Source organism: Corallincola holothuriorum (assembly GCF_003336225.1).
In the GTDB taxonomy this organism is placed as follows: domain Bacteria; phylum Pseudomonadota; class Gammaproteobacteria; order Enterobacterales; family Neiellaceae; genus Corallincola; species Corallincola holothuriorum.
Genome location: NZ_QPID01000004.1, coordinates 228,890 through 248,981 on the forward strand (window position 1 = coordinate 228,890; position 20,092 = coordinate 248,981).

Genomic DNA, 20,092 nt, shown 5'->3' on the forward strand with positions numbered 1-20,092 from the left:
AACTTGTAGGGGCGAAGGGACAATGAAGCAAATAGAAAAAATCCCGGTAGGGGTCAGTGCTTGTGTCGTTGGGCAAAAAGTACGCTTCGACGGCGGTCATAAACAGTCTGGTTTTGTAGTCCGAGATCTTGACCCCTATTTCGATTATCGTCCAGCTTGCCCTGAGATGGCAGCGGGGATGGGAACGCCTAGACAGACGGTGCGTTTAGTCGAGGATGGCGATTGGCTCAAGGTTCGCGGCAGTCGGGATCGCAGTTTTGATGTGACAGATGCGCTGCACAATGCTTCAGAAAAATTGTCCGAAGGACTGGCTGATTTGCGTGGTTACATCTTCTGTGCCAAATCACCTAGCTGCGGCATGGAGCGGGTGAAAGTGTATCACCCGAATGGGCACACCTTGCGTCATGATGGTGTGGGAGTTTTTGCTGAGAAGATATTAAAGAAATACCCGTATCTACCCTGTGAAGAGACTGGACGGCTGAACGATGTGTTAATCCGGGAAAGTTTTTTGACGCGGGTTTTTACCTTAGATTTGTGGAAGCGAAATGTCGAAGCCAACTTGACTAAAAAGTCGTTGCTCGACTTCCACGCTAAGCACAAGCTGATGCTGATGGCGCATTCGCCAGAACATTATCGAGCCATTGGCCCGCTGCTGGCTGATTTGAGCAGTGCCAATCTGGAGCAGGTGGCGTACAACTATATTGTGCAGCTGATGCAGGGCTTGGCTGTGCCGGCAAGTCGGAAAAAACACACCAATGTATTGATGCATATTCAGGGCTATTTCAAACGGGCTTTGGAAGTGGGTGACAAGGCAGAACTGACACAGATGATACATAGGTATCGAGAGGGGTTATTGCCGCTGAGTACACCCCGAGAGCTACTAAAACACTATTTACGCAAGCATCGCGATGATTATCTTCAGGGGCAGCGTTACTTTCAACCCTATCCAGAGCATTTGACTGTGAGGACTGTATTCTAGTTTACCGCTTTCTTACTAAACCCTTTGTGTTAGACAAATCCCTATTTTGCAGGCCTATGGCCTGCTTTTTTTTATATTCTGAGTTGGCTGTTTTTGCCATCTCATTCATGCCACTATAGCGCGGTAATAATTATTAAAGGTTCGACTATTTAGAGCATTAGGAGTGTTAAGTGGAAAAGTTTGAGAATGTAGCCGTCACCGTTAAAGCCAATGTTTACTTCAATGGTCAAGTGACCAGCAGAGCTGTCACATTTGCCGATGGTTCGACCAAAACTTTGGGTATTATGCAGCCAGGTGAATATGAGTTTGGTACGGCCGAAGCGGAACTGATGGAAATCACTGCCGGTAAGCTTCAGGTACTACTTCCTAATGAAACTGAATGGCGTGCAGTGGTTGGCGGTGAATCATTTAATGTGCCTGCCAATGTGAAGTTTAAGGTTAAAGTGGAAGAGTTGGCTGATTACGTCTGTTCCTACTTGGCCGATTAAACAGCGCTTATTTGTTGTATCCATAAACCCGACAAAGTCCTTTTTGTCGGGTTTTTTATTTTGCACATAGGGGGATGGACGTGCAGCTTGATAACCGAACGACACTGCTATTCGATTGGGGTGATACCCTGATGGAAGATACCCCTGGCGTGCCCGGCAAAATGTGTGAGTGGCCGCAAGTAAAGGCGATGCCTGGGGCTGAAAAAATGCTGCAGACACTGTCGCAGTCTTTCCAGATCTGTATCGCCACCGGTGCTGAACAATCAACCGAGGCGGATATTCGCAAAGCCTTTCGAAGGGTGGATCTAGACCAATATATTGATCACTACTTTTGTCGTCAGAACACCAGCTTGAGTAAGCCTGATCCTGCGTTTTACCAATTTATTCTGAATGAACTTGGACTGGCGGCTAGTGATGTGGTGATGATTGGCGATCATTGGGATAAAGATATATTGCCAGCAGCTGGTTTGGGGATGGCGGCTGTCTGGATAAACGTGCAAGGGCAAGCCGTTGATAGGACTGAGCTGGCAGGGGAGCGAGATCGGCTAATGATTAATGTTAAGCAATGCCAAAGCCTGAATGAACTCGCTCAATTATTAGCTATCTAGAAAAATAGAAAACGCGACAATGGCCGCGTTTTACTTAACGAGTGATAGAGCAAGATAAAGGTTAAGGAAGCACTTTCTTAAACGGTTTTACGATAACGTTCTGGTACACCCCTGCATCGATATAGGGGTCGGCATCTGCCCAGGTTTGTGCATCGGCAAGGGAAGGGAATTCGGCGATCACTGTTGAGCCAGTAAAGCCAGCTTCACCCGGATCTTCACTATCGATGGCAGGCATCGGCCCAGCCACCAACAAGCGCCCTTGCTCTTTTAATGCTTGCAAGCGGGCGAGGTGGGCTGCACGCGCTTGCTGGCGTAAAGGCAGACTGTTATCAACATCCTGTGAAAAAATCACGTACCACATTATTCATTTCCTTCATTTTGTTCTACGGGTTGTTCTTTGGGCAGGTGCTTAAATAGGTAGATCCCAGTGACGAGTGTGGCACACAAGGTTAAACCGAGTAGGCCGAAAACTTTAAAGTTCACCCAAACTTCTTGCGACATATAAAACGCCACGTAGATATTGGCTAGGCCGCAACCGAGGAAGAAGAACGCCCAACCTAGGTTTATCTTTCCCCATACCGCATCAGGCAAGACTAACTCTTTCCCCAGCATCTGCTTAATCAGTGGCTTTTTAAACGGATATTGGCTGATTAACAGAGCGGCAAAGAACAGTACATTGACCACGGTGACTTTCCACTTTATGAAGACATCGTCGTGGAGAATAAGCGTGAGCCCGCCAAATACGGTTACCAGCACAAAAGTGATCAGATGCATCTTCTCGACTTTACGATGGCGAAACCAGCCATAAGCCAACTGCAGGCCGGTGGTAATGATCAATGATCCTGTCGCCCAGTAGATATCCTTGAGCTTATAAAAAGCAAAAAAGACGATCAGTGGGAGGAAGTCGATAAATTGTTTCATGCAAATAGGGCCTTTGCTGGCTCAGCAGCGTTATTCAGTTCAATGCAAAAATGGCGTTTGATGACCATGTAGTCTGGCGCTAACGGCGCATGGTGGCAATGTTTAGCAAAACTAAGCGTAACCGTTTGTGTGTAACGGTTACGCTTCACTGCTGGATCCAATCGAACTATTTAACGGTTGCAGCTTTCATTGCCGAGATAAAGCTCGTCATTTCGGCGAGCAGTCGATCGGTATCATCGACGTTATTTTCAATTACTTTCACCACAGCTGATCCGGAAATTGCACCAGCAGCACCTGCAGCGATAGCTTCTTGGACTTGAGCGGGCTCACTGATACCGAAGCCTAGCAGTGCAGGAGGCGCATTAAAGCGGTTGAGTGACTCTAGCAGTGCTGCCACTGGCATCTCTGCTTTGGTTTCTGCGCCAGTGACACCGGCACGTGACAGTAGGTAGGTGTAGCCTTTACCGTAACGGGCGACATTGGCCAAGGTGTCGTCGTCAGCATTGGGGGGAGCAATAAAGATTGCGTCGATACCAAATTTTTCCGCCGCTTCACGGAACGGGACGCTCTCGTGGCTAGGTACATCTGCAATGAGTACTGAGTCAACGCCTGCTTCGGCGCAGCGCTGATAAAATTGCTCGATGCCATTGGTATACACGAGGTTGGCATAGACCAATAATCCGATAGGTACCTGCGGGTACTTTTCACGAATAATGGCCAACATCTCAAAACAGACCAATGGATTAACGCCGCTAGCGAGTGCGCGCACCGTGGCTCCCTGGATCGTTGGGCCATCGGCAATCGGATCAGAGAAGGGGATCCCCAATTCTAAGGCGTCAGCGCCGGCAGCGATCAAGGTGTCGATAATCGACAAGCTTGTTTCACGATCGGGATCACCTATGGTGACGAAAGGAACGAATGCGCCTTGGTTTTTAGCTGCCAGTTGCTCAAACAGCTGTTGATATCGATTGCTCATGAGATATCTCCTTTTTTCGCCAGAATGTCAGCGACGGTGAAGATATCCTTGTCGCCACGGCCTGATAGGTTCACGATCAGTAGTTGCTCTTTCTCTGGGTTTTCTTTCGCCATTTTTAATGCGTACGCCAGTGCATGGGCTGATTCCAATGCCGGAATAATCCCTTCGTGACGGGCTAATAGCTGAAACGCTTCAAGAGCCTCGTCATCAGATGCCCAAACGTAGGTGCCACGTCCCGTCGCTTTCAAGTGAGCGTGCTGCGGGCCAACAGAGGGGAAATCAAGTCCGGCTGAGATGGAGTAAGACTCCTCTACTTGGCCGAACTGGTCTTGCATCAGAATGGAACGCATACCGAAGAATATCCCCGGCTTACCATGCTCCAGCGGTGCACCGTGTTCTTCGGTGTCGATACCTTTGCCTGCTGGTTCAACGCCTATCAATGCCACCTCTTTCTCATCGATAAAGTCGGCAAACATGCCGATGGCATTGGATCCGCCGCCAACACAGGCGATTACTGCATCTGGCAGGCGCCCCTCTTTTTCTTGAATTTGGCGCTTTGCCTCTTCGCCGATCATACGCTGAAACTCACGTACAACAGTGGGGAAGGGGTGAGGCCCTGCCGCAGTGCCGAGTAGGTAGTGGGCAGTCTTATAGCTGCCTGCCCAGTCGCGTAGCGCTTCGTTACAAGCATCCTTGAGGGTGGATGCGCCTGATGTCACAGGGATCACTTCTGCGCCCATCAGCTTCATACGAAACACATTGGGCTCCTGCCGTTCAATGTCTTTGGCACCCATATAGATACGGCATTTAAGGCCCATGAGGGCGCAGGCTAGAGCGGTTGCAACGCCGTGTTGTCCGGCACCTGTTTCGGCTATGATCTCATGTTTGCCCATATGCTTGGCGAGCAGTGCTTGTCCCAACACCTGATTGGTTTTATGGGCGCCGCCGTGCAACAGATCTTCCCGCTTCAGGTAGAGGGTAGTTTTGGTACCTGCAGTCAGGTTGCGGCACTTGGTCAAAGGCGTTGGACGGCCTGCGTAGTCTTTTAATAGATCTGAAAACTCTTTTTGAAACGCAGGATCTTTTTGTGATGCAATAAATTCCTGCTCAAACTGCTTCAGTGCAGGCACTAGCAATTCTGGGACAAACATGCCGCCAAAATCACCAAAATAGGGGTTTAATTCGCTCATCTTCTATCCTAATAATCTCTTAATACTTGTCTTAACTGGGCGAGTTTGACAGCACTTTTTTCACCTGGAGCGGTTTCTACGCCGGAGTTGAAATCCAGTCCAAAGGTGCCAATTGCCAGTGCTTTTTCAGCGTTTTCTGGAGCGAGTCCGCCAGCTAGAAAAAGCTCACTAACGTTGTCATAACCATTTAAAAGCTCCCAGTTGAAGCGTCGCCCGACACCACCAAAGCTCTCTTTGTGGTAGGTGTCGACCAAGTGACGGTCGACCGGCCAACTGCCGAAATCCGGTAACGCTTCGGCAATGCGATGCGCTTTCCAGATTTCACAGCCCTCCGGCAGTAGTGGTCGTAATAGCTCAACAATTGATGAATCTTCATCGCCATGGAGTTGTACGGCGCTGAGTGGTAATTCGTTGGCCAATGCAGCCATCTTTTCTGGTGATTCATTGACAAACACGCCGACAAATTTGAGACCATCGACGGTCGTTATTTCTGCAGCTTGTTGCTCACTGACGGCTCTTGGTGAACCTGAGAAAAATATCAACCCGCCGTAGGTCGCGCCGTTTTCTTTCACCAACTCGGCTTGGGTTTTATGAGTCAGGCCACACACTTTATGGTGACCAAAAATCAGGTTGCGACAGGCCATATCAACGTCTGGTTGTGACATCAGTGAACTGCCCACAAGAAAGCCATCAACATAGGTCGCTAGCTCACGCACTTCACTGTTCTGGTAGATACCTGATTCGGAGATAACAATTCGGTCATCGGGTACCTGAGGAGCAAAGAACTTGGTTTTATCGAGTGAGATGCTCAAATCGCGCAGGTTTCGATTGTTTATACCGATCACCTTACTGCCGAGAGCGATGGCGCGGTTCATCTCCTCTTGATTTGATACTTCGGTCAGAACATCAACCTGCAGAGAATCAGCGACCTGATGAAGTGACTTATACTCTTCATCATCCAGTACCGATAGCATCAGCAAAACAGCGTCAGAGCCATGTAAGCGGCCAAGGTAGATTTGGTAGGGATCGACGATAAAGTCTTTATGCAGCACGGGCTGAGTGACTTGATCGCGCACCTGTTTTAAATAGGCCAATTTACCTTGGAAATATTTCTCATCGGTCAACACAGAGATAGCAGCAGCATATTTGGTGTAAACAGAGGCGATGTAATCGAGCTCAAATTCTGGACGGATTAGTCCTTTTGAAGGCGATGCTTTTTTGCACTCAAGAATAAAGCCTGCGTTTGGCTCAGATAGTGCGTCATAAAAAGAACGATCTGAGGGGATCAGTTGATCGATAAATGTGTCTAGCGGGCGCTGTAGTTTAAGCTCGACTAGCAGCTCGCGCTTATCTTTGACGATGCGATCAAGCACGGTCTCGGTCATTACTGATCTCCATTTTGTTCATTGCTGACGGTCGCCAGCCCTTCGGCAATAGCGAGTGGCTTAGCACTGTCCATCGCTTCAATTGCCAGCAGTGCACCTTGTTTAAGGCTGCTGGCCAGTCCGCTGACGTAGAGCAGGGCACCGACATTGGCGGCCACGGCACTGCGTTGCGCTTCTGTGCCTTGGCCAGCGAGGATGGCGCGGGTAATGACGGCATTTTGTTCTGGCTCGCCGCCTTTCAGGGCATCCAACGGATGTTGTTTCAGGCCAAAATCTTCCGCCGTTACACTGTATTCTTTGATGCCGTCGCTGGTGACTTCTGCCACATCGGTTGGACCATGCAGCGCGATTTCATCAAGGCCACTGCCATGGACAACCAGAGCATGTTTAACCCCTAAATATTGCAACGCTTCTGCGATCGGCTTGACGAGCGCCGGACTATAAACGCCGAGTACCATATATTCAGGCTGTGCCGGATTGATCAGAGGCCCAAGGACATTAAATAGAGTGCGGGTGGCCAGTGCTTTGCGGACAGGCATCGCATGTCGAATACCACCATGGTATTGCGGCGCAAAAATAAAGCAGCAGCCGACATTATCGAGGCACTTTCTTGCTATGTCAGGGCTCATTGTAAGGTTGACCCCTAATCGCTCCAGTAGATCGGCAGATCCCGACTTGGATGATACCGAGCGATTACCGTGTTTGCAGACTTTCAGGCCGCAGGCCGCAGCGACAAACACGCTGGTGGTTGAAATGTTGATGGTGTGATGACCGTCGCCGCCAGTGCCAACGATGTCAGCAACAGGGTAGTCAGGCTTCGGAAAGCTTGCCGCTGCTGTACGGAGAGCATCCGCAGCACCGGCTATCTCTTGCGGCGTTTCACCTTTGATCTTCAATGCGGTCAGTAGCGACGAGATAACCACTGGGTCCATTTCGCCACGAATGATTTCGCTAAACAGTGCAGCGGTTTGCTCGCGGCTCAGATCCTGTTGTTGATAGAGAGATTCCAGCATGATGTTCTCCTTATACCTGTGCCGTTGCCCAAGTCAGGCTTTGAGCTAATAGTCGTGCACCGTCTGTGGTGAGGATCGATTCGGGATGAAATTGAAAACCTAACACCTTGCATTTGGCATCCATCACCGCCATTGGCAGAGACTGGTAATCAGCAATAACCTGCAGGTTTTCTACTCGCGTCGCTGCTAGTGAGTGATAACGTGCCACCGGCAGAGGTTGCTGCAAGCCGTTAAACATCGCTTCTCCGATATGGCTGATCGCCGACGATTTACCGTGCAAAATATCTCCTGCAGAGCCTACTTCACCGCCATAAAACTGGACGATCGCTTGATGGCCGAGGCAGATCCCCAAAATAGGGAACTGGCCTTGGCAAAGGCCGATAAGTTCGAGCATACATCCCGCAGATGAAGGATTGCCCGGTCCAGGAGAGAGCACCAAGATGATCTGCTCACCCTTGTCTGCATGTTGCTGCATCTTTTGGTGGATAAGCGTCGCCGCTAAATTATTGCGGTAGATGACCACTGGATGATCTAATGCGCGAAATTGGTCCACCAAGTTGTAGGTAAATGAGTCGAAGTTATCCAGCAGAAAGATTGTGGCTTTCTTTTCCGTTGCAGGGCTTAGGTTATTCATGTGCCGCTCCTTCCGCTTGCTTGGCTGCCTGATTTAGCTGCTTGTTGGCGCTGACAATTGCGGAAATTACCGCTTGTGCTTTATTGCGAGTTTCGTCTGCTTCCGCTTGCGGTTGAGAGTCAAACACCACGCCCGCACCGGCTTGAATGGTGGCTTTACCATTTTTGACAAATGCACTGCGAATGACGATGCAGGTGTTCATGTCGCCGACGCCATTAATGTATCCGACTGCGCCGCCGTAACTGCCACGGCGTTTTCCTTCAGTATCTCGGATAAGTTGGGCTGCTCTGATTTTTGGTGCGCCAACCAGGGTGCCCATGTTCATGCAGGCCTGATAAGCGTGTAGCGCATCCATATCTTCCCGAAGCTCACCAACCACGCGGCTGACTAGATGCATGACGTGACTGTAACGATCGACTTTAAGTAGTTCGGCGACATGGCGGCTGGCGGGCTTGGCAATACGGGCAATATCGTTACGTGCCAGATCGACCAGCATAATGTGTTCAGCCAGCTCTTTTTTGTCGAGGCGGAGCTCCAATTCCATGCGGCTGTCGAGATCGGCATCGATGGAGCCGTCTGGATTGAAGCCGCGGCGACGAGTACCGGCGATAGGATAGACCTCGACTTGACGATCTTGTTGCTCATATTTGAGCGCGCTCTCTGGTGAGGCACCGAACAACACAAACTCTTCGTCGTTAACATAGAACATATACGGGCTGGGGTTGCTTGCTTTTAGCTCGCGATAGGCAAATAGGCTGTCTGGGCAAGCGATATGAAAGCTGCGTGATGGTACCACCTGGAAGATATCACCGCAGTGAATGTTGTCTTTAAGCGTTTCTACCTGCTGGCAGAACTGTTCGTCACTGGTGTCTGTGGTGACGTCAATGGCGGCGCTTTCTGCCACCTTGCTACTGAGTTGGCTGGGGTTAAACTTGGTTAGCTGCTCTTTTAACGACTCAATGCGGCGGGTTTTCAGATAAAACTGTTCACTGGCGCCGTCACCACCAAATACGCAACCTGTGATCTCGCTTTGTTGGGTTTGGTGGTCGATAACAATCAGTGTTTCAGAGAGATAGAACAGGTAATCCGGGCAGTTGTTTTCACCGTCAGCGACATCAGGTAAGGGTTCGAAGCTGGCTATCAGATCATAAGCAAATGTACCGGCCAGGAAGATCGCATCATCGTTACTATTGCGCGTTTTGAGATGATTAACTGCCGCGCGAAGTGCTTCTAAAGGTGACAGGGCTTTTAAACGTTCCTCTTCGTCAAGGATCTCTCCGACTTCAGGGAAGTTCAGCACGGCACCATTATCTGTTTCAATGACGGCGACACTGTCAGGTAGCGCACTTAAAATTGTCGACAGTGCGTTGCGACCGTTGTCGCTTAATAGAGTCAAGGTAACTTGGCGTCCACTGCAACTGATTTTAAGGGCGGCGTCTAATAGCAGCAGGGACTTTAGATCCGCTTTACTATCTATTTCTGCTGATTCCAGCAGGACAGTGTTCTTTAATTCACCGTGATGGGTAAGTAATTCATATAAGGCCAATGGATCCGCGACGTAAGGCGCGGTGGTGGTGAGCGCTTCAACCTCACCTGATGCTAGATGGCTCATGCTTTTTCCCTGCTGACTCTCTGTTTTTGGCTATCAATTTACGATGTTTGCGTGACCGATTATCGTAAAATGACCCCACACTATACTGCGCAAAAATGACGCTGCAATCTCTACCTGTCTGGACGGGCCATTGATTCATGGTTGTTCCCGAACGGCAGACATAAAAAAACCCGCTCAATTGGCGGGTTTTAATGTTTCTGAAGACAATACAAAGCCGAAACACTACCCGCTATGGGAAGTGCCACCACCACACGTTGCTGATGTTAAGGCTTAAAATCATTAGGTATTACTCCTGAAACAGTGCGCTCAAGCATGCAATGTGAAATCAGCAGTGTCAACCCCCTATCAGGGTATGAGACAATATCGCTATAAAAATCACACTTTCAGCTACGTGAGCCTGTCTTTGATACACGATTTTCATTGCCACAGCACCGCCTCCGACGGCAGTTTGTCTCCGGCGCAGCTTGCCCATCGAGCGGTTGCCCATCGAGTGAGCCAAATTGCGTTAACGGATCATGATTCTGTTGCGGGGCTAGATGAGATGCAGCGCGAGATCGAATCTCAAGGTTTAGCACTGACGCTCACCAGTGGGGTGGAGATCAGTTGTGCTTGGGAAGGGATGGAGATCCATATTGTTGGCTTGAACTTTGATGTTAATCATCCAGCCATCAAGACCCTGTTGGCTGAGCAGAAAGAGCGCCGGTTAAAGCGGGCGCAAGGGATCGCAGACAAGCTTGCTCGTTGTGGCATCGATGACGCCTATGACAAGGCGGCGACGCTGGCGCAAGGTGGCTCTATCACGCGGGCTCATTTTGCCAAGGCGATGGTTAACGATGGCGTGGTGAAGTCGATGGATACGGCGTTTAAGAAATATCTGCGCAAAGGTAAACGCGCTTACGTCAATCCTGGATGGTGCTCCATCGAGGAAGCGATTTCCGCATTACATCAAGCTGGCGGGGTGGCGGTGGTGGCACATCCAACCAAGTATCGCATGTCGTGGAAATGGATCCGTCAGCTATTAACTTGTTTTGCTGAGTGGGGCGGCGATGCCGTTGAAGTGGCCATGACACAACAAACACCTAACGAAAAGCGCAATCTTGCTGATTTAGCGATAGAATTTGGGTTGTCAGCTTCTCAGGGATCAGATTTTCACCATCCTGGGAGCTGGGTTGAGTTAGGGAAAAACCTCTGGTTACCGGATGGCGTTAGTGGTGTCTGGGAACGTTGGACAACGCCGCGAGGCGAATAGGAAATATAAATATGAGTCAGTTCTTTTATATCCACCCTGATAATCCGCAGAGTCGGTTGGTCAATCAGGCTGTGGCGATCATTAAGCAGGGCGGTGTTATTGCCTATCCGACCGATTCAGGTTACGCCCTGGGATGCCACATCGGTGATAAGGCGGCGATGGAGCGGATCTGCCGGATCCGTAATATTGATAAAGCCCACAACTTCACCTTGATATGTCGTGATCTGTCAGAGTTGTCGTTGTATGCGCGAGTGGATAACTCCGCCTATCGCCTACTAAAAAATAACACGCCGGGGGCTTACACCTTTATTCTGAAAGGGACTAAAGAGGTACCTAAGCGCTTACTCAATGCAAAGCGAAAAACTATCGGTTTGCGGGTGCCGGACCACATCATCACCCAGGCTTTGTTGGCGGCGCTGGATGAGCCGATTATGTCGACCTCGTTGATCTTACCTGGAAACGATATGGCTGAATCTGATCCAGAGGAGATCCGTGATCGTTTGGAAAATCAGCTGGATCTGGTCATTCATGGTGGATACTTAGGCGAAATGCCGACGACTGTGGTTGATCTCTCTGAAGATACTGTCGAGCTATTGCGTGAAGGAGCGGGTGATCCCACACCGTTTCGCTAATGGCTGAATCGACAACCACCATTCACGAACCTGCGGTACCTGTGCAGCAGACTTTACCACTCGCCAAAGTGCGTGGCGAAGTGATGTCAGAGGCACCGCTCGATCTCTATATACCTCCTGAGGCGCTAGAGGTATTTCTCGATGCGTTTGAGGGACCGTTAGATCTGCTGCTCTATCTTATTAAGCGCAAGAAGCTTGATATTCTAGATTTGAATTTAACAGAGATCACCGCGCAATATATTGAATATATAGAATTAATGCAGGATATGAAGCTGGAGTTGGCAGCCGACTATCTAGTGATGGCAGCGTTTTTGACCGAGGTGAAGTCACGCTTGTTGTTACCTGTTCGCGCCAGTGATGAAGAGGATGAGGAAGATCCTCGGGCGGCGTTGATCCGCCGCTTGCAGGAGTATGAGCGTTTTAAGGTTGCGGCACAGGAATTAGATACCTTGCCTAGAGATGAACGGGATTATTATCAGGCAGCGGCAGAGGCGCATGAGTTAGCTCAGCCGATGAAGATTGAGCCTCAGGTGTCGATGGCTGAGCTGTTCGTGGCATTTACCGACGTGATGAAGCGTGCCAGTGCATTTGAGCACCATCAGGTACAGCGCGAGGCTTTAAGTACCCGAGAACGGATGAGCATGATTTTGGAAAAAGTGAGTCGCCAGCATTTTACGCCGTTTGATCAGCTGTTTGAGATCGAAGAGGGCCGTGCAGGTGTCGTTGTCACTTTTCTAGCCATTCTGGAGCTGGTAAAAGAATCGATGTTGGATCTGGTGCAAAATGCTGCTTTTCAACCTATCCATGTAAGAGCTGCAGGGGGCGTTGATAGTGCGGAAGATTAATGACGAACAGCTGAAACAGTTGATTGAAGCAGCGCTGTTCGTGGCTGATAAGCCTTTAACAGCAAAAGCGCTGCTTGAAGGTGTGTTGTGTGAATTTACCGTGTCAGGTAAACGGGTAAAAGCAGTGATTGACGCGCTGGTGCTGGACTATGCGCCACGGGGGATCAATTTAGTTGAGGTCGCCAGTGGCTGGCGCTTCCAGTCTGCAGAAGTTATTAGCCCCTGGTTAGGACACCTATGGCCGGAAAAAACACCACGGTACTCGCGGGCGCTAATGGAAACCCTTGCGCTGATTGCTTATCGCCAGCCAATCACACGCTCCGAGATTGAAGCGGTGCGTGGTGTGACGGTCAGCAGCAACATCATACGGACATTGTCGGAACGGCAATGGATTAAAGTGGTAGGACACAAAGAAGTACCGGGGCGCCCGGCGCTTTATGCTACCAGCAGGCAGTTTTTAGACTATTTTGGGTTGAAATCACTTGAACAGTTGCCAGCCCTTGAGGAGAATCCGCTCTCCGACGAGCCGGTTGATGCGCAAATGCTCGAGCAGGTTGAAAAAACGTCGAATCCACAAGAGGTATTAGAGGCATGAGTGAGAAATTGCAGAAAGTCCTGGCGCGGGCCGGTTTGGGGTCTCGTCGTGAGGTAGAGCAGTGGATCGCTGCAGGCCGAGTGAGTGTTGACGGCGATGTCGTTGAGCTAGGCACTCGTGTAGAAGAGGATGCCAAGATACGTGTGGACGGCAAACTGATCAGAACCACACCGGCAGAAGAAACCACGTGTCGTGTGATCATGTACCACAAACCGGAAGGTGAGGTGTGTACCCGCAATGATCCGGAATCACGCCGCACTGTGTTTGATAACTTGCCAAAGATTGGGGCTGGTCGCTGGATCGCTGTTGGCCGTTTGGATCTGAATACCAGTGGATTGATGTTGTTCACCAATGATGGGGAACTGGCTAATCGCTTAATGCATCCGAGCTTTAAAGTGGAGCGTGAGTACGCTTCTCGCGTGTTTGGTGATGTGTCTGACGATAAACTAAAGGCGTTGCGCAAAGGCGTGATGCTGGAAGATGGCAAGGCCAAATTTGATAAGATCCAAGTGAAGGGTGGCGAAGGCATTAACCAGTGGTTTTATGTCACCTTAAGCGAGGGGAGAAATCGAGAGGTGCGCCGTCTTTGGGAAAGTCAGGAACTTAAAGTGAGTCGCCTGATCCGTGTTCGTTACGGTGCATTGACCTTGCCAAGAGAGTTACCACAAAGTACCTGGCGCGAGTTGTCGTTAGAAGAGGTGAACTATCTGCGGGAAGAGGTGCAATTGCCGAAAGAAGATCGCAGTAAGCCCTCAGTGAAATCAAGGATTGGTGAACAGGAGCGTCTGCGTCGGGTGCGTCGCAGTGTCTCTAAACATCGTTCACAAGCGCATCGCCGAGTACGCCGTCGCTAACCCGCTGTTGAACGGGAAGAATCAAAAAAAAGGCGCTATCTAAGCGCCTTTTTTGTGATTTATTATCAGGTTATTTGGGTTGAGCATCAACGGATTGGCCACGAATATCTTGGCTATCGGGGCCCATCAAATAGAGATAAGTCGGCATGATCTCTGCTGGTGTTTTGAGTTTGCTGGCATCTTCCCCCGGATAAGCGGTTGAGCGCATACTTGTGCGGGTTGCACCGGGGTTGATTGCGTTAACGCGAACGTTGGTGTTGCTCAATTCATCAGCCAAAATCTGCATCATCCCTTCAGTGGCAAACTTGGATACTGCATAACTACCCCAATAGGCGCGTCCCTTTTTGCCCACCCCAGAGCTAGTGAATATCAGTGCTGCGTCATCGGCCTTTCTTAATAAGGGTAGCAGTGGTTTGGTCATCATCATCTGGGCAGTCACATTCACCTTCATCACGGTTTCCCAGCTGGCTAGGTCGATCTGCTCAAATGGACTGAGAACCCCTAACATACCTGCGTTGAGCAAGACGCCATCCAAGCGGCCAAACTGCTCTTCTATAGTGCTCGCCATATCGATGTAGTGCTGTTCTGTCGCGCCCTGCATGTCGAGGGGGACGATAGCCGGCTCCGGGCCATTGGCGGCAACGATAAGATCATAGGTTTGTTCTAATTTGCTGACTGTCTTTCCTAGCAGGATCACGACAGCACCATGGCTGGCGTAGGTGAGGGCAGCTTGGCGACCAATACCATCGCCAGCGCCTGTTACTAGAATAACGCGGTCTTTGAGTAGGTCATTTGCTGCTTGATAATCCAACATCTTTGTTTTCCGTTTTGTCTGCTTCGGGTCGGCAAGGGGCGCATTTTACCTTCCCCTGTGTGCTATCGCGACCTTTTTACGAAATTGGGATCTCAGTAACATTAAACAGGTGTTTGATGTAGCGATATTGTAACTCTTACGTTACCTTACAAACTGGTAGGAGCAGATCGCCCCAAGTGCTGATCTGTCGAAACCAAGCTCAGTATACCGAGCCATAACTATAAGAAAGGACCTTGGGGAAAAGCATGAGAAAACTAATAATAACCCTGGCCGTTGCATCCGCGTTGGCTGTAACCGGTTGCGACGATGAGTCACTGGATGATGCGCGCAACGATGCGGCGGGCACTCCAGTCATTAATGCTTCAAAAATATCTTATGATCCTGCGAATGGTGTTTTGCCGGTACCAAACGATCTGCTTTATACCGACACCACTGACGGTACATTAAACATTCCTGTTACCGATCCATCTGATTTGAGTAACCCGCAGGTTGCTATTAATGCCTTGGACGGTTGGAGTACAAACCAGCCGTTTGTCATCAATGTGATCACTGATGGCGATGTGACCTTAGACCCTGCCTCGGCTGCCGCGCCTGGTGTGGTGAGAATATACGAAACTGTGTTTGGCGGCCCGTTAGCGCCTCCTGAGTGTGCGGAAGTACCGACAGGTGCAGCTTGTATGGTGATAGCAGAGCTTGCATTTGGTACTGATTTTATTACCTCATCGTCAGGTAACCAGCTACTTATTATGCCGCTCGCACCGCTGAAGGCGAAAACCGGTTACTTGATTACCACGACTTCTCTGCTGATGGACTCAGAGTCCCGTCCTGTGCAAGCCTCGTCGACTTATACCCTGGTAAAACAGGATATTAATACTTTACCGTTAGGCACGCCTTCGCAGTTACTGCTGCAAGGAGCGGTCAATAGCTATGAAAATGCGATCGCAGCGTTTGGTGTTGATACCAGTGTAATCACATACAGCGGCGCTATGACGACGCAATCAATTGAGGATGTTTCAGCGTTAAATCGTCTAACTATGGCCGCTGACCCTGCGACTACCCCGGTTTTGATGCCTCCAGCGATGACAGGGCTTACGGTTGCTGATGCTCTTTATGAATTGGGTATCAGAGATACCAACACCTTGGCGGTCGCCTCAACTGCATTGCTGGCGAATTCGACTCTCACTAATGTGCCGTATTACCTTGAATTTCCAAATTTCGGTAATTGTGACCTGACTGAACTGGCGACAACATCACAGTGTGATGCGATTAACTCTCATTGGTTGGCCGCCGGTGATAGCCCCGTTACTATTCTAGGGGCTGTTCAGTCTGGCGCACTGCCGCCAGAAGCTGTTCTCGCCAGTTGCCCCGATGCCGACTTGTCTAATGCTGCCTCTTTAGTAGGTTGCGAGATAAAAGACGCTGAGGGTAACCCAATTGGTTTGGATCCTGAACGTAACCTCACCAAGTACAACCCGTTGGCAGCCCCTACCGAGATGCAAACGCTGGATGTGTTAGTGACCTTACCTGATACCTCTGATGCTGCTAACGGTGTACGAGCAGCATTGGGTTTACCTGCAATTACTGCGGCGCCAGCGGCCGGTTGGCCTGTTGTGGTGTTTAGCCATGGTATTGGTGGTGCGAAAGAACAGAACTTAGCGCTTGCAGGTAGTTTTGCCCTACAGGGATTGGCAATGGTATCCATAGATGCACCATTGCACGGCTCCCGTGGTTGGGATGCGGATATGAACGGGGTGTTCGAGATTAGTGCCAGCTCAGGAATGATCGCGTTTGACCCTGTGAAGTATGCTAACGCGAATGTCTTGTTATACGTAAAGTTAGATAACCTGCTGACGACCCGTGATAATTTCCGCCAAAATATAAATGACCATTTGGCGCTGCGTATGGGCTTTAATTCATTAGCTCAAGTGGCCCCTGGGGTGTTTGATCCGACAAGAGTTTCGATCAGTGGTGTCTCACTGGGAGGTATCAACACTGTATCAACTGCTGCTGTCGGTGGACTGCCGCTGATTGATCCAACGACAGGCAGCGAGTTACCATCTTACTACGCCTTTAGCACTGTCATGCCAAATGTTCCCGCACAGGGCTTGGCTGGTGTGTTTGCCTACTCAGAAACCTTTGGCCCAGTGGCTAAAGCGGCGTTTGTGGAAAGCGATAGCTTTAAACAGGTGCTGTCTGATGCAACAGGCTTGAGTCTCGAAGAGTTGGCGGCACTAGAGGCCAGTGATCCAGATGCTTATCAAGCGCTAGTTGATCAGGTGTATCCTACGTTTATTGCTCAATTTGTTTTCGCTGCTCAGACGGTGGTCGATTCTTCTGACCCGGTGGGCTACGCGCCAATTTTGGCGGGGCAGGGTGTGCCTGTGTATTTGGCGGAAGTGGTTGGTGACACTGTATTGCCAAATGACAATTCCGCATTCGGTTTGCCGTTGTCCGGTACCGAGCCTTTGATCCGCGTATTGGGTTTGCCAGGTGTTGATGCGACAGTGACAGGAGCACCTGCAACAGGCGCGGTACGTTTTATCGATTCTGCCCACGGTAGCGTGGCTGATCCGACAGTGAATCCGGCAGCGACCGTTGAAATGCAGACTCAGCTAGCTGTCTATGCTGCCAGTGGTGGCGCGATGATCTTAGTATCAGATCCATCAGTTGTGCAGCCTGTGATGTAGTTTGTAATTTTTTACAATTGCAAAGGCCCGGCATTAGCCGGGCCTTTTTCTATTTGGTATCTTAGGCACAAATAAGCGATATTGAAGCACGATCCAATTCTCTGAGTTCAAATGTTTAGTTAAGGAAGTCGATGGAATTTTTATATGAGTATGGTCTTTTTCTGGCCAAGGCTGTGACGCTGGTTATAGCCATTGTTTTAACCGTTGTTGGAGTGGTTGCCGCAGCGGCGTCAGCGAAAGGTAAGGATAAGAAAGGTCACTTGGAAGTGACTGATTTGAGCAAGCAGATAAGTGAGCAGCTGACTCACCTGCAAGAGAAAGTACTCTCTAAGCCAGCCCAGAAACTGTTGGAGAAAACCCACAAGGCTGAAGCCAAGGCGCAGCAAAAAGCGGTTAAAAAAGCCGAAAAAGAGGGTAAAGAAGATACCCATAAGCGCGTTTTTGTTATCGATTTTAAAGGCAGTATGGACGCACGTGAGGTCGATTCATTACGTGAAGAGGTGAGTGCGGTCCTATCCATTGCCAATAAAGATACTGATGAGTTGTTGGTACGCTTGGAAAGTCCAGGCGGCATGGTGCATGGCTATGGTTTGGCGGCGTCACAACTGGCACGGGTTCGCACTGCCGGTTTACCTATGACAGTCGCTGTCGACAAGGTCGCGGCCAGCGGTGGCTATATGATGGCGTGTGTGGCTGATAAAATTCTTGCCGCTCCGTTTTCGATTATTGGCTCTATCGGTGTTGTTGCGCAAATGCCTAACTTCAATAAGCTATTGAAGAAAAATGAGATTGAGTTTGAGCAACACACTGCTGGTGAGTTTAAACGAACGCTGACTATGTTCGGTGAAAATGATGACCACGCCCGTGAGAAGTTCAAGCAGGATTTAGAGGAGATCCACGAACGCTTTAAATCATTCATTGCTCAGTTTCGTCCTGCGTTGGATTTAGAGCAAGTTGCTACGGGTGAGCATTGGCTTGGCGGGCAAGCGCTAGAGCTCGGACTGGTGGATGAGATCGGTACGTCTGACGATTACCTGTTAAACGCAGTTAACACGGCCGATAATCATGTGTTTAAAGTACAATACGCAACGAAGAAGAAGCTGTCAGAGAAGTTAGCCAAAGGTGTTGCCCATGGTGTCGATGGTGTTTTGGCGCGATTTTATGATCGTCTAAATGCAGGCAAATTTAGCTAATAGCTTTTGTTTAGAAAGAAGAAAGGCTGCCTTCGCAGGGCAGCCTTTTCGTTTTAACAACCAAGAAACAAGGTTAGCGTTCTAAATGCACCTCTTCTTCTGCCAAACCTGCTTCCGCAGCATGGTAGCGTTCTAAATCCATTTGCTTTTCTGACTTTCCTACGACGCATGTAACCATACAGTCGCCAGTTACGTTGACTGCGGTGCGGGTCATGTCTAATAGCCTGTCGACACCAATGATTAATGCGATCCCTTCAACCGGCAGCCCTACCTGTTGTAACACCATCGCCAGCATAATCAAACCGACGCCGGGAACGCCCGCGGTACCAACAGAGGCCAGGGTGGCAGTTAATATCACCATGAGGTAGTCACCAAGCGTCAGATCCATACTAAACACCTGGGCAATGAATACTGTGGCCACCCCTTGCATGATCGCTGTGCCATCCATATTGATGGTAGCCCCCAGAGGTACAGTGAAGGATGCCACCTTATTCTTGACGCCTAGCTTACGAGTGACAGTCTCCAGTGTTACTGGAATTGTCGCGTTGCTAGAGCTGGTGGAGAAAGCGAAGAGCACGGCATCACGCATCTTTATTAGAAAAGTCACCGGACTAAGCCCTGAAAGTGCTTTTAGAAGAACAGGGTAGGTAATTAGGGCATGAATAAGCAGCGTACCGAACACCACGAGAAAATATTTCATTAAATTGGCTATCGTTGAGAAATCTTGCACGATAAATAGTTTAGCCATTAAGGCGTAAACGCCATACGGGGCTAAATTCATAAGAATGCTGACCAATTTCATAATGACCGCATTTAAATCTTCGAAAACATTAGCCAAACGTTGGCCGGCTGGGCCAGCAATCGCCATTGAAATGCCAAAAAGCAGTGCAAACACAATTATTTGCAACATATTTCCTTCGGCCATCGACTTAATTGGATTTGAAGGGAATAGATTTATAAACACTTCACTTAAGGTTGGTGCTGCTTTTGCGTCAAAGGTCGCACCGCTGGTGAGGTTTACGCCTTCGCCCGGTGAGATAAGCAAAGCGATACCAATCGCGAGGCTGATAGCGATAGCGGTTGTGACCAGATAAAGGCTAATGGACTTGAAGCCTAGACGCCCCAATGTCGAAGCATCACTTAGGGAACAAGTGCCGCATACTAGAGAGACAAAAACGAGAGGGACAACCAACATTTTTAAACTGGCAACAAAGATCTTGCCAATTACATCGAATAGACCATTGGTGAAATAATGGTCAACAAAAGTGCTTTCGGGAAAAATATTGCGTAATAAAACGCCAGTTAATATTCCCAAAAACATACCAATAAGAATTTTCGTGGTCAGGCTATATTTCACGGTTTGATTAAGCATAAATATCTATGAGTCTGGTTTTGATCACAAAAATTAGACTAACAG

20 protein-coding genes and 1 other annotated feature are annotated in these 20,092 nt (G+C 49.4%); of the genes, 10 read left to right on the forward strand and 10 right to left on the reverse strand.

Annotation, left to right across the window (positions count from 1 at the left end; all coding sequences use genetic code 11):
• Positions 1-22: 22 nt before the first annotated feature.
• The 3 genes from DU002_RS08650 to DU002_RS08660 all read left to right on the forward strand — a co-directional run bounded on the left by DU002_RS08650 (position 23) and on the right by DU002_RS08660 (position 2,075).
• Entirely contained in the window at positions 23-979 is a 957-nt protein-coding gene (locus DU002_RS08650) for a YbgA family protein (protein WP_114337971.1), read from the forward strand.
• 170 nt (positions 980-1,149) lie between these two features.
• A complete protein-coding gene (gene ppnP, locus DU002_RS08655) occupies positions 1,150-1,467 on the forward strand; it encodes a pyrimidine/purine nucleoside phosphorylase (RefSeq protein WP_114337972.1) in 318 nt (105 codons plus the stop codon).
• Positions 1,468-1,547: 80 nt separating this feature from the next.
• The gene (locus tag DU002_RS08660) at positions 1,548-2,075 is read left to right on the forward strand and encodes an HAD family hydrolase (protein WP_158538007.1); all 528 of its coding nucleotides are present in this window, start codon (positions 1,548-1,550) and stop codon (positions 2,073-2,075) included.
• Positions 2,076-2,136: 61 nt separating this feature from the next.
• On the opposite strand, the gene DU002_RS08665 is transcribed toward DU002_RS08660, so the two are convergent.
• The 8 genes from DU002_RS08665 to DU002_RS08700 form a co-directional block, all read right to left on the reverse strand.
• Positions 2,137-2,436, reverse strand: coding sequence for a YciI family protein (locus tag DU002_RS08665; RefSeq protein WP_114337974.1), 300 nt, complete (start codon positions 2,434-2,436; stop codon positions 2,137-2,139).
• Positions 2,436-2,996 (reverse strand): septation protein A, encoded by a 561-nt coding sequence (locus DU002_RS08670; protein WP_114337975.1) that lies wholly within the window; start codon positions 2,994-2,996, stop codon positions 2,436-2,438. The genes DU002_RS08665 and DU002_RS08670 overlap by 1 nt, the downstream gene beginning before the upstream one ends.
• Before the next feature lie 166 nt (positions 2,997-3,162).
• The gene (gene trpA / locus DU002_RS08675; protein ID WP_114337976.1) at positions 3,163-3,972 is read right to left on the reverse strand and encodes a tryptophan synthase subunit alpha; all 810 of its coding nucleotides are present in this window, start codon (positions 3,970-3,972) and stop codon (positions 3,163-3,165) included.
• Entirely contained in the window at positions 3,969-5,162 is a 1,194-nt protein-coding gene (gene trpB, locus DU002_RS08680) for a tryptophan synthase subunit beta (protein ID WP_114337977.1), read from the reverse strand. The genes trpA and trpB overlap by 4 nt, the downstream gene beginning before the upstream one ends.
• A gap of 8 nt (positions 5,163-5,170) precedes the next feature.
• Positions 5,171-6,547 (reverse strand): bifunctional indole-3-glycerol-phosphate synthase TrpC/phosphoribosylanthranilate isomerase TrpF, encoded by a 1,377-nt coding sequence (trpCF, locus tag DU002_RS08685; RefSeq protein ID WP_114337978.1) that lies wholly within the window; start codon positions 6,545-6,547, stop codon positions 5,171-5,173.
• Complete coding sequence (gene trpD / locus DU002_RS08690) at positions 6,547-7,560, reverse strand: anthranilate phosphoribosyltransferase (protein WP_114337979.1); 1,014 nt, start codon at positions 7,558-7,560, stop codon at positions 6,547-6,549. Before trpD ends, trpCF begins: the two co-directional genes overlap by 1 nt.
• 10 nt (positions 7,561-7,570) lie before the next feature.
• Positions 7,571-8,194: an aminodeoxychorismate/anthranilate synthase component II gene (locus DU002_RS08695; RefSeq protein WP_114337980.1), complete on the reverse strand. Its 624-nt coding sequence runs from the start codon at positions 8,192-8,194 to the stop codon at positions 7,571-7,573.
• Complete coding sequence (locus tag DU002_RS08700; RefSeq protein ID WP_114337981.1) at positions 8,187-9,806, reverse strand: anthranilate synthase component 1; 1,620 nt, start codon at positions 9,804-9,806, stop codon at positions 8,187-8,189. The genes DU002_RS08695 and DU002_RS08700 overlap by 8 nt, the downstream gene beginning before the upstream one ends.
• A gap of 160 nt (positions 9,807-9,966) precedes the next feature.
• Positions 9,967-10,062 (reverse strand) — a sequence feature (Trp leader region).
• Between the two features lie 63 nt (positions 10,063-10,125).
• Here DU002_RS08700 and rnm point away from each other — a divergent pair.
• From rnm to rluB, 5 genes are read left to right on the forward strand one after another with little or no spacing between them, the layout of a single operon-like run.
• Positions 10,126-11,055: an RNase RNM gene (gene rnm / locus DU002_RS08705; RefSeq protein ID WP_233496453.1), complete on the forward strand. Its 930-nt coding sequence runs from the start codon at positions 10,126-10,128 to the stop codon at positions 11,053-11,055.
• An 11-nt stretch (positions 11,056-11,066) separates the two neighbouring features.
• Positions 11,067-11,687, forward strand: coding sequence for an L-threonylcarbamoyladenylate synthase (locus DU002_RS08710; protein ID WP_114337982.1), 621 nt, complete (start codon positions 11,067-11,069; stop codon positions 11,685-11,687).
• Positions 11,687-12,532, forward strand: a complete 846-nt coding sequence (locus DU002_RS08715) for a segregation and condensation protein A (protein WP_114337983.1) — start codon at positions 11,687-11,689, stop codon at positions 12,530-12,532. Before DU002_RS08710 ends, DU002_RS08715 begins: the two co-directional genes overlap by 1 nt.
• Positions 12,519-13,127 (forward strand): SMC-Scp complex subunit ScpB, encoded by a 609-nt coding sequence (scpB, locus tag DU002_RS08720; RefSeq protein ID WP_114337984.1) that lies wholly within the window; start codon positions 12,519-12,521, stop codon positions 13,125-13,127. The genes DU002_RS08715 and scpB overlap by 14 nt, the downstream gene beginning before the upstream one ends.
• Positions 13,124-13,981 carry a 23S rRNA pseudouridine(2605) synthase RluB gene (gene rluB / locus DU002_RS08725; RefSeq protein WP_114337985.1) on the forward strand — a complete coding sequence of 286 codons (858 nt, stop codon included), beginning with the start codon at positions 13,124-13,126 and terminating at the stop codon, positions 13,979-13,981. The genes scpB and rluB overlap by 4 nt, the downstream gene beginning before the upstream one ends.
• Before the next feature lie 70 nt (positions 13,982-14,051).
• On the opposite strand, the gene DU002_RS08730 is transcribed toward rluB, so the two are convergent.
• Entirely contained in the window at positions 14,052-14,795 is a 744-nt protein-coding gene (locus DU002_RS08730; protein ID WP_199405203.1) for a YciK family oxidoreductase, read from the reverse strand.
• Between the two features lie 245 nt (positions 14,796-15,040).
• On the opposite strand from DU002_RS08730, the gene DU002_RS08735 reads away from it, so the two are divergent.
• Both DU002_RS08735 and sohB read left to right on the forward strand, forming a co-directional pair.
• Complete coding sequence (locus DU002_RS08735; RefSeq protein ID WP_114337986.1) at positions 15,041-17,482, forward strand: VolA/Pla-1 family phospholipase; 2,442 nt, start codon at positions 15,041-15,043, stop codon at positions 17,480-17,482.
• Between the two features lie 131 nt (positions 17,483-17,613).
• Positions 17,614-18,675, forward strand: coding sequence for a protease SohB (gene sohB / locus DU002_RS08740; protein ID WP_114337987.1), 1,062 nt, complete (start codon positions 17,614-17,616; stop codon positions 18,673-18,675).
• Between the two features lie 73 nt (positions 18,676-18,748).
• Here the strand turns inward: sohB and DU002_RS08745 are convergent, their stop codons facing one another.
• Positions 18,749-20,047 (reverse strand): dicarboxylate/amino acid:cation symporter, encoded by a 1,299-nt coding sequence (locus tag DU002_RS08745; RefSeq protein WP_114337988.1) that lies wholly within the window; start codon positions 20,045-20,047, stop codon positions 18,749-18,751.
• Positions 20,048-20,092: the final 45 nt, after the last annotated feature.